General features: G+C 62.5%; 14 protein-coding genes and 1 tRNA gene. 6 read left to right on the top strand and 9 right to left on the bottom strand.

The genetic code is table 11. From position 1 onward, the window contains the following. Positions 1-85: 85 nt before the first annotated feature. Together miaA and mutL are read right to left on the bottom strand one after the other, a co-directional pair. Complete coding sequence (miaA, locus tag QCE49_RS02045) at positions 86-1033, bottom strand: tRNA (adenosine(37)-N6)-dimethylallyltransferase MiaA (protein ID WP_244807702.1); 948 nt, start codon at positions 1031-1033, stop codon at positions 86-88. Beyond that, positions 1030-2991 (bottom strand): DNA mismatch repair endonuclease MutL, encoded by a 1962-nt coding sequence (gene mutL / locus QCE49_RS02050; RefSeq protein WP_175979827.1) that lies wholly within the window; start codon positions 2989-2991, stop codon positions 1030-1032. Before mutL ends, miaA begins: the two co-directional genes overlap by 4 nt. A gap of 502 nt (positions 2992-3493) precedes the next feature. Here mutL and QCE49_RS02055 point away from each other — a divergent pair. Beyond that, positions 3494-4795, top strand: a complete 1302-nt coding sequence (locus QCE49_RS02055) for a triacylglycerol lipase (protein WP_250456570.1) — start codon at positions 3494-3496, stop codon at positions 4793-4795. 183 nt (positions 4796-4978) lie between these two features. Next, entirely contained in the window at positions 4979-5638 is a 660-nt protein-coding gene (locus QCE49_RS02060) for a DedA family protein (protein WP_008351380.1), read from the top strand. 58 nt (positions 5639-5696) lie between these two features. Here the strand turns inward: QCE49_RS02060 and QCE49_RS02065 are convergent, their stop codons facing one another. After that, a complete protein-coding gene (locus tag QCE49_RS02065) occupies positions 5697-5948 on the bottom strand; it encodes a GlsB/YeaQ/YmgE family stress response membrane protein (protein WP_250456666.1) in 252 nt (83 codons plus the stop codon). A 314-nt stretch (positions 5949-6262) separates the two neighbouring features. On the opposite strand from QCE49_RS02065, the gene QCE49_RS02070 reads away from it, so the two are divergent. From QCE49_RS02070 to QCE49_RS02080, 3 genes are read left to right on the top strand one after another with little or no spacing between them, the layout of a single operon-like run. After that, positions 6263-7192: a peptidoglycan DD-metalloendopeptidase family protein gene (locus QCE49_RS02070; protein ID WP_250456569.1), complete on the top strand. Its 930-nt coding sequence runs from the start codon at positions 6263-6265 to the stop codon at positions 7190-7192. A 42-nt stretch (positions 7193-7234) separates the two neighbouring features. Then, positions 7235-7783, top strand: coding sequence for an outer membrane protein assembly factor BamE (locus tag QCE49_RS02075; RefSeq protein WP_250456665.1), 549 nt, complete (start codon positions 7235-7237; stop codon positions 7781-7783). 8 nt (positions 7784-7791) lie between these two features. Beyond that, the gene (locus tag QCE49_RS02080; protein ID WP_008351376.1) at positions 7792-8187 is read left to right on the top strand and encodes a hypothetical protein; all 396 of its coding nucleotides are present in this window, start codon (positions 7792-7794) and stop codon (positions 8185-8187) included. A 322-nt stretch (positions 8188-8509) separates the two neighbouring features. Here the strand turns inward: QCE49_RS02080 and QCE49_RS02085 are convergent, their stop codons facing one another. Beyond that, complete coding sequence (locus QCE49_RS02085) at positions 8510-9001, bottom strand: hypothetical protein (RefSeq protein ID WP_008351375.1); 492 nt, start codon at positions 8999-9001, stop codon at positions 8510-8512. A gap of 321 nt (positions 9002-9322) precedes the next feature. On the opposite strand from QCE49_RS02085, the gene QCE49_RS02090 reads away from it, so the two are divergent. Next, complete coding sequence (locus QCE49_RS02090; protein ID WP_034470816.1) at positions 9323-10210, top strand: glutamate/aspartate ABC transporter substrate-binding protein; 888 nt, start codon at positions 9323-9325, stop codon at positions 10208-10210. 16 nt (positions 10211-10226) lie between these two features. Here the strand turns inward: QCE49_RS02090 and QCE49_RS02095 are convergent, their stop codons facing one another. The 5 genes from QCE49_RS02095 to QCE49_RS02115 all read right to left on the bottom strand — a co-directional run bounded on the left by QCE49_RS02095 (position 10227) and on the right by QCE49_RS02115 (position 15032). After that, a complete protein-coding gene (locus tag QCE49_RS02095; protein ID WP_250456568.1) occupies positions 10227-10781 on the bottom strand; it encodes a carboxymuconolactone decarboxylase family protein in 555 nt (184 codons plus the stop codon). A gap of 8 nt (positions 10782-10789) precedes the next feature. Beyond that, positions 10790-12121 carry an aspartate aminotransferase family protein gene (locus QCE49_RS02100; RefSeq protein WP_250456567.1) on the bottom strand — a complete coding sequence of 444 codons (1332 nt, stop codon included), beginning with the start codon at positions 12119-12121 and terminating at the stop codon, positions 10790-10792. Positions 12122-12228: 107 nt separating this feature from the next. Then, positions 12229-13089: a MurR/RpiR family transcriptional regulator gene (locus tag QCE49_RS02105; RefSeq protein ID WP_008351367.1), complete on the bottom strand. Its 861-nt coding sequence runs from the start codon at positions 13087-13089 to the stop codon at positions 12229-12231. Positions 13090-13208: 119 nt separating this feature from the next. Continuing rightward, positions 13209-13285, bottom strand: a tRNA-Met gene (locus QCE49_RS02110). An 88-nt stretch (positions 13286-13373) separates the two neighbouring features. Further along, positions 13374-15032 (bottom strand): MFS transporter, encoded by a 1659-nt coding sequence (locus QCE49_RS02115; protein ID WP_008351365.1) that lies wholly within the window; start codon positions 15030-15032, stop codon positions 13374-13376. Positions 15033-15123 lie beyond the last annotated feature (91 nt).

Raw genomic sequence — 15123 nt, forward strand, 5'->3', positions numbered from 1 at the left:
GCCCGTGGCGCAGTGGCGCCGCTCAGCGAAGCCTTTTGATACTGAGCTTATAGAACGATCGTGTGCAAAATTTCAGTATGACTTTTCAGACTTTCGAAGTTTTCCTAATCGCTGCTACCGCCCGCTCCGTCGCGTCCCCCGCGCAGCAATCCACCACGACTCGCTCCGGCATCGCGCGCAGCCACGTCAACTGCCGCTTGCACAACTGCCGCGTCGCGAAAATGCCCTTGTCGCGCATCTCGTCGTAACCCGTCGTGCCGTCGAGATAGTCCCACGCTTGCCGATAGCCGACACAGCGCATCGACGGCATCGAAAGATCCAGATCGCCGCGCGCACGCAACGCGCGCACTTCGTCGATGAAGCCGTGCGCGAGCATCGCATCGAAACGTGCGGCGATGCGCGCATGCAGCACCGCGCGATCCGACGGCTCCAGCGCGACCGGCACGAAGCGATACGGCGCATCCGCATCCTGAACGCGCGGCGCGGCGAGCAGCGCGGACATCGGCTGGCCGGACAGCATGAAGATTTCGAGCGCGCGCTGGATGCGCTGGGAGTCGTTCGGCGCAAGCCGCGCGGCGGTTTGCGGATCGACCGCCGCGAGCCGCGCATGCAGCGCGGGCCAGCCATCGCGGGCGGCGTCGGCGTCGAGGGCGGCGCGCACGTCGGCATCGGCGGTCGGCAGATCGTTCAGACCTTGCGTCAGCGCCTTGTAGTACAGCATCGTCCCGCCGACCAGCAACGGCACGTTGCCGCGCGCGACGATCTCGCCGACGAGCCGCAGCGCATCCGCACGAAACTGCGCGGCGGAATACGTTTCGGCGGGATCGATGATATCGATCAGATGATGCGGCGCCGCCGCGCGCTCCTCGGCGTTCGGCTTGGCCGTGCCGATATCCATCTCGCGATAGACGAGCGCCGAATCCACGCTGACGATTTCCACCGGATGCAGCGCCGCGAACGCCAGCGCGGCCGCGGTCTTTCCCGACGCCGTCGGCCCGAGAAGACACGCAACAGGCAAGGCGGAAGCGCTCATTGTCCGCGCATGAAGAGTCGGTCGAGATCGGCGAGCGTGAGCTGATACCACGTCGGACGGCCGTGATTGCACTGATCGGCGCGCTCGGTCGCTTCCATCTGGCGCAGGAGCGCGTTCATCTCGTCGAGCGTGAGCCGGCGATTCGCGCGCACCGCGTTATGACACGCGAGCGTGCCGAGCAATTCGTGCTGACGTTCGGTGAGCACGCGCGAGCCGCCATAGGCGTGCAGATCGGCGAGCACGGCGCGCGCGAGCGATTGCAGGTCGGCGTCCTTCAGCAACGCGGGCACGGCGCGGATCGCGATCGACGTCGGCGACAACACCGCGAGATCGAAGCCGAGCGCATCGAGCGTCGCGCGCTCTTCCTCGACGATGCCGATCTCGACCGGCTCCGCTGTCATCGACACGGGAATCAGCAGGGGCTGCACCGCGATCGCGCGATCGGCGAGCGCGTGCTTGAATTGCTCGTAAAGAATGCGCTCGTGCGCGGCATGCATGTCGACGATCACGAGGCCGCGCGCGTTCTGCGCCAAAACATAGATGCCGTGAATCTGGCCGACGGCGAAACCGAGCGGCTGTTCATCGGCGTGATCGAGCGCACTGTCCGCACTGTCACTGGCGATCAGCGGCGCGGGAGGGCGCTCGTTCATCGACGGATACGGCGTGTCGATGGTCGTCGTCGCGCCTGACGTACCCGCGCCGATGTCCTTGCGACCGAACAGCGCGTCGTAAAGCGCGAGCGGCTGCGCGACGGGCAGCGTGCCCTGCGTCATGCGCGACTGGCGCATCCAGTTCGTGCCGTTCTCGCTTTTCAGCGTGAGCGAATCCGGCGTGCCGGCGAAAGGCTTTGCGCTGAACGAAGCCGGGCCGGTCGGCTGCAATTGCGCCGCGTGTCCGCCCGCCGTCGTTTCCGGCGACGCGCCCGCATGCCGCGCCAGCGCGCGCTGCACGGCGTGAAAGACGTATTGATGAATCGAGCGCGAATCGCGAAAGCGCACTTCGATCTTCGACGGATGCACGTTCACATCGACGGATTCGGGCGGCAAATCGAGAAACAGCACGTACGCCGGATAGCGATTGCCGTGCAGCACATCTTCATACGCGGCGCGCACGGCGTGCGTGAGCAGCTTGTCGCGCACGAAGCGGCCGTTCACGAAGAAATATTGCTGATCGGCGCGCCCGCGGCTCGCGGTCGGCAAACCGGCGCAGCCGTAGACCGCAAGCGGCCCGGCGCGTTCGTCGAGCGGCAGATGCGCGGTTTCGAACACCTCGCCGAGAATCTTCGCGACGCGCGTCTGCGGATCGCTCGCGTTCCAGTGCTCGACGGCTTTGCCGTTGTGCATCACTGAAATCGCGACGTCGGGCCGTGCGAGCGCCGTGCGGCGAATCACGTCGAGGCAATGCCCGAGCTCGGTCTGCTCGCTCTTCAGGAATTTGCGGCGCGCGGGCGTGTTGAAATACAGCTCGCGCACTTCCATTGTCGTGCCGACGGTGCCCGCGGCGGGCGAGATGGCGCCGGTTTGCGCGTCGATGCGCGTCGCGTGCGGGCAGCTTTCGGTGCGGCTCGTGATGAACAGTTCCGCAACCGACGCGATCGACGCAATCGCCTCGCCGCGAAACCCGAGCGTCGCAACGGCTTCGAGTTCCGCGAGCGAGCGGATCTTGCTGGTCGCGTGGCGCATCAGCGCGAGCGGAAGCTCGTTCGGCGGAATGCCGCAGCCGTCGTCGGCGATCACGATGCGTTTCACGCCGCCTTCGTCGAGCGTGATGCGCAGTGTCGTCGCGCCGGCGTCGAGTGCGTTTTCCAGCAGTTCCTTGACGACCGACGCAGGCCGCTCCACCACTTCGCCAGCGGCAATCTGGCTGATGAGCTGATCGGGCAGCGGGGCGATGGCGCGCGGACGGCGCCCGGCATCGGCTGTCGAAGCGCCAGCGGAGGTTTCGTTTAGGTCGGACATGGCGAAATTATAACGATTCGCAACGTTCGGGCTTCGGGTGGCCGGCTGCATCGGTCCGGGCGCGCACGTATCCAAGAGCGCGGGCCAGAGCGGGACTTTCTTGCGCCGCAATTTATTTGCATTACTGAGTTTTTTTCGGGTCGACGCGTACAATGCATTACGCCGCCGCAAGAGAGTTCTGCCAGGCCGCGCGCAATCAATCCGTCGATCTCACTCACGCAATATTTCGCTCGCACCGCCAATTTGTTTGCCATCGAGGCGGCGATTCCTGCTGAGTATGAATTCGTTTGTGTTTCGAATGCCGCGTTCGCGACTGTTGAATCGGGTAATCGTCACGGCCTAATAATCATTTCGGGCATTAATTGTTTCAGAGTTTTCGTATGGCCGCGACGATTTTGATCATGCCGGTTATCCGCAAATGCAGAGCGATTCAGCCACGGGATTCCGCCGGAGGCCAAATGTATTGGGTTATGTTTTCGAAACTTCAGAAAAAGGATAATTCATGTACCGTATCGCTTCAGAAAAAAAGAAACCGACTGGAAATCATGCCGTGACCGAAGCGCCGCCGACGAAAGGCCAGCAGGCAGGCGCGCATTCCAGTCATAAGAACGCGGAAGCAAAAACTCAGAAAAGTCGTGTGGCGGCAAACGGTAAAAGCGGAAACAACTTTCCGAATGTGCTCGTGCATGGGTTTTGCGGTTGGGGTCGCGAAACGCTGACGAGCAAGATTTATCGCTATTTCGGCGGCACAGGCGATATTCAGGAATATCTCAATAATAGGGGTTACCAGACTTTCACCGCTGCGGTCGGACCGTTATCCAGCAACTGGGACCGGGCCTGCGAGCTTTATTATTTCTTGAAGGGCGGCGTGGTGGATTACGGCGCGGTACATTCGGCGCGTTACGGCCACGAACGTTATGGACGTTCGTATCCCGGCGTATTTCCCGAATGGAGCGAAGAACACAAGGTTCATCTGATCGGGCACAGCATGGGCGGTCCGACCATCCGCACTCTCGTGCAATTGCTGGAACATGGCGATCCGGATGAAATTGCCTTCGCGCCGAGTTCGCGGGAAGCCGGCACCTCCGAACTCTTCAAGGGCGGCAAGCAATGGGTACATAGCATCACGTCCATCGCTGGCGTCAACAACGGCACCCCGGTCGCAGACGATCTCGGCGAGCCGATGTCCGACCTGCTATTGAGCCTGGCGAGCCTGTGCGGCGCCGATAACCGCGATCTGCTTTTCGACTTCGACTTGAAGCAGTGGGGCATCCACCGCGAGAAGGGCGAGGATCTGGTCGAATACGCCAAAAAGATCATGCTCAGCAAGGCCTGGAAGACGACTGACAGCGCAATCTACGATCTTTCCTTCGCCGCGGCCCGACTGCAGAACATCTGGGTAAAGACGTCGCCGCACACTTATTACGCGTCGTATTGCGCCGATGGAACGGTGCCCGGCCTCGCCGACACGCGTGTTCCGATGTCGAACATGAACCCGTTGCTCCTCGGCGGCGGCGCGGCGCTCGGCCTCAATGAAAGGGATCTTGCGGGCGGATTCCTGAACTGGCGTCCCAATGACGGTTGCGTCCCGGTTCCGTCGGCGCAGTACCCGATCGGGCACGCGCACGAGTTCGTCGGGGACAACCCCGCTCATCCGCCGAAGAAGGGCGTCTGGTACGTTCATCCTCCGATCGCCGGCGTGGATCATATCGGCATCGTGCAGCCGGTCGGCAGCACGACGCTCGAGTGGCTGGAGGAATTTTTTGGGAAAATCGCGGCCTATAACAAGGCGCTGCCAATTTAGCGACCCGGCCGGAGCCTGATCTTTCCTGTGGGGCTTTCGGGCGCCCGGGTTGCGCGCGCTTCCGGGTGAACATTCGTGTGAGCGAGCCCGGCGCCGCGCCACTTCGGTATCATGGCGCGACTCCCGCATTTGTTGCCGATGCGCCGCTTTTCCGGCGCCGGCTTACTTTTTGAGGAAAGATTTTTGGACACGTTGCTGCAATTCCTGGGACTCATCCTTCACATCGACAAGTCGCTCGGTGTCTTCATCCAGAATTACGGCGCCTGGGTGTACGCGGTGTTGTTCCTGATCGTGTTCTGCGAAACCGGGCTCGTCGTGTTTCCGTTCCTGCCGGGCGATTCGCTGCTGTTCATCGGCGGCGCGTTCGCCGCGTCGCACGAAATGGATCTCTTCGCGCTGATCGCGCTGCTGCTCATCGCGGCCGTGACCGGCAACACGGTGAATTACTGGATCGGCCGCGCCATCGGGCCGAAAGTTTTCGATACGAACATTCCCGTGCTCGAACGATTTCTGGACCGCGCCGCGCTGCAGAAGACCCACAACTTCTACGAGAAGCACGGCGGCAAGACGATCGTGATCGCGCGTTTCGTGCCGGTGGTGCGGACGTTCGCGCCGTTCGTCGCGGGCGTGTCGTCGATGAGTCACGGGCGCTTCCAGCTCTTCAATATTCTGGGCGCGCTCATCTGGGTGCTGTTGCTCGTGTTGCTCGGCTATTTCTTCGGCAACATTCCGTTCATCAAGCAGTATCTGAACGTGATCGTGCTGGTGGGGATCGGCGCGGCCATCGTGCCGGTGGCGATCGGCGCGCTATGGAAGATGAGCCGTCGCAATTCGAAGGCTTGAGGAAAAGCGGGGTGCGCGAGGCCGTCGGATGCCGGCCTCGCTCACGCCGCGAAACCGCTTAACGGCGCCGGAACAGGCGGATCACGAAAAGCAGCACGACCGCGCCGATCACCGCGGTGATCAGCGTGCCGAGGATGCCGCCGCCGAATGAGATGCCGAGCGTGCTGAAGAGCCATCCGCCGATCACACCGCCGACGATGCCGACGAGAATGTCGACGATCACGCCGAAGCCGCCGCCGTTCATGATGAGGCCGGCGAGCCAGCCCGCCACGCCGCCGATGATGAGGCTGAGGATGATTCCGTGTTGCATGATTTGCATGCGTTGAGACTCCAGTCGAATTGAGAGATGCGGGACGCAGGCGGGACCTGCAATCGGGCGCGGGCAATGTAGCGGAAATGACCGTGGCGGGGGATTGTCAACTGTCAAGGATTGTCGATGCAGCGTCGGCAAACAGCGCGGACGACAGATGACACATGGCCGGGGCAAAATACGTCAAAAATTTGGATTGCCAAAAGGTTCGGTCGGCGCTTGGGCGAAGTGTGTCGTTTAGGTCACTGAGGCGAATTTGTATCTGTAATGTTTTATGCTGGCGGAATTGGTTGAAAAAGTTCAAGACGACAAGCATGAGAAAGCTGGTGGTGATGCACAAGGAAGGTTTCGGATCGGGCCCGCGCGGGGCGATCGCGGGCGTGGCGCTCGCAGCGGGGTTGGCTGCCGGATTGACGGGATGTTCATCGACGCCGCGCGAGCCCGCGCCGATCGTCGAAAGTTCCGCGCTGAGCGCGCCGCCGGTGGTGCAGAGCGGGTCGCCGATCGTGACGCCCGCGCCAGTCGTGCCGCTCGGGCCGACGACACCCGCGCCCGTCGAACCGGGCTTTTATCGCGTTAAGCCGGGCGACACGCTTTACGGCATTTCGCGCACCTTCAAGCAGAAGCCCGCTGATCTGGCCAAGTGGAACACGTTGCCGGAAAGCAGGCAGGTGAACGTCGGGCAGGTGTTGCGCGTGATGCCGCCGGGTGCGTCGTCAACGACGGTGAGTTCGGCGACCGCCGGATCGAAGATGGCGCAGCCGCCGCTTCTGCCGACGCCGGAGAAATCGGTGGCGCAGAAGCCAGCGGCGGAAAAGCCCGCCGCTGCGGCCAGCGAAGAACATCAATCCGCAGTCACCGCGACTGCATCCAAGGGCACCTTCGTCTGGCCCGCGCACGGCGACGTCGTGCGCAAGTTCGGCGCGAGCGGCAACAAGGGCATCGACATCGAAGGCAAGGTCGGGCAGCCAGTCAAGGCAGCGGCGTCGGGCAAGGTCGTGTATGCGGGAAGCGGCTTGCGTTCCTACGGGCGCATGATCATCGTCAAGCACGGCAACGATTATCTGACCGCCTACGCGTACAACGAGAAGCTGCTCGTGAAGGAAGGCGATTCCGTCAAGCAGGGCGCGACCATCGCCGACATGGGCACCGGCCCGGGCGGCACGCCCGCGCTGCATTTCGAAGTGAGAAAGTCGGGCACCGCGGTCGATCCGATGCCGTTGCTCGGCGCGGCCGGCGGCTGATTCCTGGCCGGGCGGGAAGGGAGCCGAAAGGTGAAGAAGATCATGATCGCCGCGCTGACCGCGGCGTCGCTGACGTCGCTGCTTTCCGGCTGCGAGCAGCAGCAGAGCGAGGAAGCGTTGAACAAGCTCAAGGCATTTTTCAATGCAGTGAAGCCGGACAACTTGCTGCTCAAGAACCTGCAGCCCGGCGTGACGACCGAGGCGCAGATCCGCGACCAAATGGGCGAACCCGAGACGGAGCGCACGTTCACCGACGGAAGCAAGCGCCTCGAATATCCGCGCGGCCCGGCGGGCACGAACACCTACATGGTCGATCTCGACCCCCGCGGGCATTTCGTTTCCGTGACGCAGGTGCTGACCGCCGAGAACTTCGCGAGAGTGCGCCTCGGCATGACGATGGACGAAGTGCGCAGACTGCTCGGCAAGCCGACCGAAATCGCGGAGTATCGGCTGAAGAAGGAGCGCGTCTGGAGCTGGCACTGGCTCGAAGACGGCGTGAATCAGGACGCCATGTTCAACGTGCACTTCGGACCGGATGGCACCGTGGTGACGACGTCGCGTTCCGAAGCGATCCGCGGCGGTCAACGCTGATTCCGGGCATGACGACGATGAGTGATTCGGTGACATACGACACGCGCCTTCGCCTGATGGACGAAGCGTCGCGCTATCGCGATCAGGCGTCGCGCCAGGCCGGCGCAAAGCAGCTTGTGCTCTGGGATTGCGGGCGCGGGCATCGCTGGGACAAGACGCTCGACATCGCGCAGAACGTGCGCTGCATGAATTGCGCGACCGAGCGGCGCGAATTGGAGACGAAGCGTCTGCAGGACATCGCGCAAGCGCGCGGCGGCGCGCTGCTTTCGCACCGCTATGTCGATGCCGCGACGCCCTTGAGCTGGCGATGCGCGTACGGTCACGTTTGGGATGCGACTCCCGATGCGGTGTCGCGCCATTGGTGCAGCGAGTGCGCGCGCACCGTGTTCGCGGCCGTCCGCTGACCGATCCAACGGCATCAAAGAAAAAGCCGGCGAATGCCGGCTTTTGAGCTTCTTTGTCGGGGCGCTGGCCTCTTTCGCCTGCGACTCGTCGCGCCGTTGGCAAAAACTCGCGCTTTGCTTTTTTATTCTCGCGCTTTGCTTTTACCCACGACCTGATCGAGTGCCGCCCATCCTGTTTGTCGGTCTCTCAGCGCGTTTTGCTGCTGCCCCCCGTGCGCTGGAAAAAGTATTGCAAATGGCCATTCCTAAGAATGTACGCTCGCAAACACATTCGCAAATTGATAAGCATCTGCGGGGGAAGTCCCGATCCGCGAAGCGATCTTCAGTCGGCCGACGACACCGTTTCCACACGCCCGATACCCGAACGCATGTTCGCCGCGACGAGCGATTGCGTGACCATGCGCGCTTCCGCCTGCGCGATGTGCTCGAGCGTCGCTTCTTCCAGTTGCGCCGCGAAAACGGCGAGCGCCGTGCACAGACGTGCGTGCTGACCGGCATCGAGCGTCCAGACGCCTTCGTCCGAATGACGCGCGTCCAGTTCGACGAGCGCTTCGTGCGCAAGCGTGATGTCGTGGTCGCATTCCGCCGCGTGGCCCAACTGGCACAACTCTTCCGCGACCAACATGTGACGGCATAGCGTCATGAAGAGCGGCTGCGATCCGTGTCCGCGATGAAACGCGTCGAGCGCCACATAGCAGCGCAGCAGCATCGCGTCGATCATCGGTTCGCGGGCGGCGCGGCTGTAGGTCAGCGCGCGCAGAAGCGGCGACATCGCGGGACGGGCGGATTTCATGTTCGTCGATTTCTTCTTCACGGCAGTGCTCCCGAAAAAGGTGTTCGCCTAACGCCGGTGCTGTCTGTCGCGCCGGGACGCGAATGCGTTGGATGCGTTTGGATGCGTTTGACGTTGGAAGCATCATCGCACCGGAAAATTAGCTGTGTCTTAAGGCGCGTAACCGCCGGATGCCTGCCAGCTATAACGCCGCGCGACGACGACGGTGGACGCATGTGCTGTGACATTTGTAAGTAAAAGTCGCAAGAGGCCGCCGTGCGATGTGGCCTAGGGTGAATACATATGTTGCGTTAATTTTGTCGATGGCAACATACGTATCATTCCACTCTCAAAGAGGACGTCATGAAATTTGCGTCGTTGCTCACATCGACTGTCGCGTTATCTCTGGTTGCGGGCGCAAGCTACGGCCAATCCACGATTGCCAAGGTCCAGAGCGCCAATCTCATCGCGATCGGGCATCGCGAGACGTCGGTGCCGTTTTCGTACGTCGATGCGAACAACGACGTCATCGGCTTTTCGCAGGACTTGTGCAACAAGGTGATCGATGCGGTCAAGGCGAAAACGAAGCATCCGGATCTACGCGTGCGCTTCATTCCGGTGACATCGCAGAATCGGATTTCGCTCGTGCAGAACGGCACGGTCGATCTCGAATGCGGCGTGACGACGAATCTCACGTCGCGGCAGAATCAGGTCGCGTTTTCGGACACGTTCTTCGTCGCGACGACGCGTCTGCTGACGAAAAAGGATTCCGGCATCAAGGACTTTCCCGATCTCGCGGGCAAGACCGTCGTGACGAATCAGGGCACGACGTCCGAGCGCATTCTTCGCAAGATGAACGAAGAGAAGAAGATGAACATGAGCATCATCAGCGCGAAGGATTACGGCGAAGGGCGCGCGACGCTCGAAACCGGCCGCGCGGTGGCCTACATGATGGACGACGTGCTGCTCGCCGGCACGCGCTCGCTGACGGCGAAGCCGTCGGACTGGGTGCTCGTCGGTACGCCGCAGTCGTCGGAGGCGTACGGCTTCATGATGCGTCGCGACGATCCCGAGTTCAAAAAGCTCGTCGACGACGCCATGAGTCAGGTGATGAAAAGCCCCGAGATCAAGACGATGTACGACAAGTGGTTCATGAAGCCGGTGCCGCCGAAGAACATCAACTTCGATTTTCCGATGAGCGAAGCGATGCAGAAGCTCTACGCCGAACCGAACGACAAGGCGTTCGAATAGCGCGACGGCGCGCGCGTCATTCCGCGAAGGGCAGATCCGTCTGCCCTTCGGCGCGCATCGCGAACGTGTTGAGGGTCATCGCGACGAGCGCGTAATAGCCCAGCAAGCCGACGAGATTCACGACGACCGTGTGCCCGAAGCGCGCGACGGCGGCGTCATAGGTCGCATCGCTCACGCGCTTCGTGTCGTAGAGTTCGCTGGCGAAATCGAAGATGAGCTTGTCGTCGGCATCGGCGAATGTCGGCGTCTTTCCCGTGCGCAGCGCTTCGGCGAGATCGGCGGGCAGGCCGGCATCGAGCGCGATCGGATGATGAATGTGCCATTCCGCCTGCGAGCGCCAGCGCGCCGCGGTCACGAGAATCGCAAGCTCGGAAAGGCGCAGCGGCAGGCCGGTCTCGTAGCGGCAGAACGCGCCGAGTTTTTGCGCGTGCTGCGCGAGTTCCGGGCTGAAGATCCAACCGAGAAACGGCCCGTTCAGATTGCCGCGCGGTCCCCTCACGATGTCCTGCAACACGGCTCTTTGCGCATCGGAAGCCTGCGCGATGTCGAAATCGGGAAGTCGCTTCTTCATGTTTGTTCTCACTGGATGACGGAAAGCGCGCCATCGATTGAATCGGAGAGCCGCTCGACGATCGTCTCGATTTGCGCGCTCGTCGTGATGAACGGCGGCGCGATGAGCACGTGATCGCCGATGCGGCCGTCGACGGTGCCGCCCATCGGATACACCATGAGGCCGCGCTTCATCGCCTCGCTCTTGATGAGCGCGTGCAGCCTGTGCTTCGGATCGAACGGCATCTTGCCCGCGCGATCCTGAACCAGTTCGACGCCGGTGAACAGGCCGCGGCCGCGCACATCGCCGATGAACGGATGATCCGCATGCCGCTCGCGCAGCAACGCGCGCAGTTGTTCGCCGCGCGCCTTCACGTTGTCGAGCAGTTTGTCTTCGGCGATGACTTTCTGCACTTCGAGCGCCGCGGCGCACGCCGTCGCGTGACCGATATACGTGTGGCCGTGCTGAAAGAAGCCCGAGCCGCCGACGATCGTATCGAAGATCGCGTTGCTGACGAGCGTCGCGCCGATCGGCTGATAGCCCGCGCCGAGACCCTTCGCGATCGCGAGAATATCGGGCGACACGCCGTCTTCCTCGCACGCGAACAGATGACCCGTGCGGCCCATGCCCGACATCACTTCATCGAGGATCAGCAGCACGCCGTATTTGTCGCAGACCGCGCGGATCTTGCGGAAGTATTCGCGCACAGGCGGCACCGCGCCCGCCGTCGCGCCGACGACCGTTTCCGCGACGAACGCCGCCACCGATTCGGCTCCGAGTTCGAGAATCTTCGCTTCGAGTTCATCCGCGAGACGTTGCGCGAAGGCTTCGTCGGTTTCGCCCGCCCGCTGTTCGCGATACGCGAAGCAGGGCGTGACGTGATGCGCTTCGATCAGCATCGGCAGGAAGGGCTCGCGCCGCCACGCGTTGCCGCCGATCGCGAGCGCGCCGAGCGTGTTGCCGTGATAGCTCTGCCGGCGCGCGACGAAATGCCGGCGCGCGGGTTCGCCTTTCTCGACGAAATACTGGCGCGCGAGCTTGAGCGCGGCTTCCATCGCTTCGGAGCCGCCGGACACGAAGTAGACGTGGCCGAGATTTTTCGGCGCGGCATCGATGAGCCGGTCGGCGAGTTCTTCGGCGGGCTCGGTCGTGAAGAACGACGTGTGCGCGTACGGCAACTGCTGCACTTGCCGCTGGATGGCTTCGATCACGCGCGGATGGCTGTGTCCGAGACACGAGACGGCTGCGCCGCCGCATGCATCGATGTAGCGTTTGCCGGTCGAATCGACGATCTCGATGCCGTCGCCGCGGACGGCGACCGGAAGCGTGGCGCGCGGCGCGCGATGAAATACCGTGGTCATGGTGCCTGCCTTTCGAATGCGGAATGCGCGTGCAACACGCGATGTGGCATTCTAGCGTGATAACAACATATGTTGTCAATATCGCGTGTGACGCAACGCTCGGCCGATTAGCTCGCCGCGTAGGCGCCGTGCGCGTGCAGCGCGGCTTCGGCCTGTTCGAGATGTGCGACGGCGTCCTTGCCTTCGAGCGCGAGCAGATGCGCGACGAGCATCTCCGCCAGCGCCGACGCCGCGACGAGCGACGGAAAGAACGACGGCGATTCGTGCGCGAAGATCAGCGTGTGATCGGCGTTCAGCGCGATGGGCGACACGGCGCTGTCAGTGAGCGCGATGAGTTTCGCGCCGCGCTCGATCGCCGCCTGCGCGACGCGCACGGCTTCGACGGAATACGGCGCAAAGCTGACGACGACCACTGCGTGCTTTTTCTCGATGCCGCGCAGTTGCATTTCGAGCGTGCCCGCTTCGCCGCTGATCAAACTCACCGACGGCCGAAACAGGCGATATCCATAAAGCAGGCCGAACGCGACGGGATAGCACGACCGAAAGCCCGCGACGTGCACATGCGGCGCTTTCTTGAGCGTCTTCGCCGTATCGACGACGCTCTGCGCGTTTTGCGCGAGCGTGAGTTCGAGATTGTGCGATTGCGCGTGTGCGAGATCGCGGCTCAGGTGATTGTCGGCGCCGCCTTTGACGAGCGAACGGGCGCGCGTCGTCAGCGGTTCGGGGCGCGTGCGTACGCGGCTCACGAAAATTTCGCGCAACTCGTTCCAGCCGGGGAAGCCGAGTTGCTGGGAGAGACGGACCATCGCGGCGGGCTGGACCTTGGCGCGCTCGGCGACCTTGCGCATCGAGAGGACGGCGACTTCGTCGGGATAGTCGAGAAGGAAGGCGGCGCCGGCCTGGAATTGCGGGCTCAGATCGGGGAAGCGGTCGCGGATCGTCGCCGCGAGTTGGTCGAAGGTGGGCACGTTCTGGATGCTTGAGGAAGCGGACGCGCTATTTAAGCATGAGCGCGACGTGGAGAGCGGTCGCGCGCAGAAAACAAAAAAGCCGCTGTCCTTGTGGAACAGCGGCTTTTTCTTGAAGCTGGTGGCGAATCAGGGACTCGAACCCCGGACCTGCGGATTATGATTCCGTCGCTCTAACCGACTGAGCTAATTCGCCGAAAGAAGACGAGATTATGGCGAGCGTCGAAGCGGGTGTCAACCCCTTCTGCGCGATTTATTTAACAAATCGCGCAGAAGCCCGTCGATTAATCCTCGTGATAGACATTCGACTTGCGCGTGTCCTTCACGAACAGCATGCCGATCACGAAGGTGATCAACGCGATCACGATCGGATACCACAAGCCCGAGTAGATATCGCCCTTCGCGGCGACGATCGCGAACGCGGTCGCCGGCAGGAAGCCGCCGAACCAGCCATTGCCGATGTGATACGGCAGCGACATCGACGTATAGCGGATGCGCGCCGGGAACATCTCGACCAGCATCGCCGCGATCGGGCCGTAGACCATCGTCACGAAGATCACGAGGATCGTCAGCACCACGATCGCCATCGGCCAGTTGATCAGCGCCGGATCGGCCTTTGCCGGATAACCCGCGCTCTTCAGCGTGCCGGCGAGCGTCTTGTCGAACGCCGCGCCTTGCGTCTTCGCGTCGGCGGCCTTGCCGTCGTACGTGTTCACCACCGTTTCGCCGACCTTGATCTGCGCCTGCGTGCCCGCCGGCGCCGCCACGTTCTCATAGTTGAGACCGGCCTTCGACAGCGCGCTCTTCGCGATATCGCACGAGCTCGTGAACTTCGCCGTGCCCACCGGATTGAACTGGAACGAGCACTCGCCCGGATCGGCGATGACGACGATCGGCGACTTCTGCGTCGCGGCTTCGAGCGTCGGATTCGTGTAGTGCGCGAGCGCCTTGAAGAGCGGGAAGAAGGAGAGCGCGGCAATCAGGCAGCCCGCCATGATGATCGGCTTGCGGCCGATACGATCCGACAGCGACCCGAAGAACACGAAGAATGGCGTACCGATCAGCAGCGCCACCGCGACCATGATGTTCGCGCTGGTGCCATCGACCTTGAGCGTCTGCGTGAGGAAGAAGAGCGAGTAGAACTGGCCCGTGTACCACACGACCGCCTGTCCCGCCGTCAGACCGAAGAGCGCGAGCAGCACGATCTTCAGGTTCTTCCACTCGCCGAACGCTTCCTTGAGCGGCGCCTTCGAGGTCTTGCCTTCCGCCTTGATGCGCTCGAACACCGGCGATTCATGCAGTTTCATCCGAATCCACACCGAGATCGCGAGCAGCAGGATCGATACGAGGAACGGAATGCGCCAGCCCCAAGCGCCGAACTGCTCTTCGCCCATGATCGTGCGGACCGCGAGAATCACGATCAGCGAGATGAAGAGGCCGAGCGTCGCCGTGGTCTGGATCCACGCCGTCCACGCGCCGCGCTTGTTCGACGGCGCATGTTCCGCGACATACGTCGCCGCGCCGCCGTATTCGCCGCCGAGCGCGAGGCCTTGCAACAACCGCATTGCGATGAAGATGATCGGCGCCGCGATGCCTATGGTCGCGTATCCCGGCAGGAAGCCGATCAGGAACGTCGACAGACCCATGATGACGATCGTCACGAGGAACGTGTACTTGCGCCCGACCATGTCGCCGAGCCGCCCGAACACGATCGCGCCGAACGGACGCACCGCGAAGCCCGCCGCGAAGCCCAGCAAGGTGAAGATGAAGCCGGCCGTCGGATTGACGCCCGAGAAGAAGGTCTTGCTGATATAGACGGCGAGCGAGCCCGCCAGATAGAAGTCATACCATTCGAACACCGTGCCGAGCGACGAAGCGAAGATGACCTTCTTCTCCTCCGCCGTCATCGGTGCGTGTGACACGCGCCCTTCGACCGTAGCCATGCATCGTCTCCTGTTCTGATTTTCGATTACATCGGTCCGCGATAAGGCGGCTCCCGGTGCAAAGGATTATTGGAACGAAAACTTACGGCGT

Origin of the sequence: Caballeronia sp. LZ008 (genome assembly GCF_031451435.1) — a bacterium.
GTDB classification, from domain to species: Bacteria; Pseudomonadota; Gammaproteobacteria; order Burkholderiales; family Burkholderiaceae; genus Caballeronia; species Caballeronia zhejiangensis.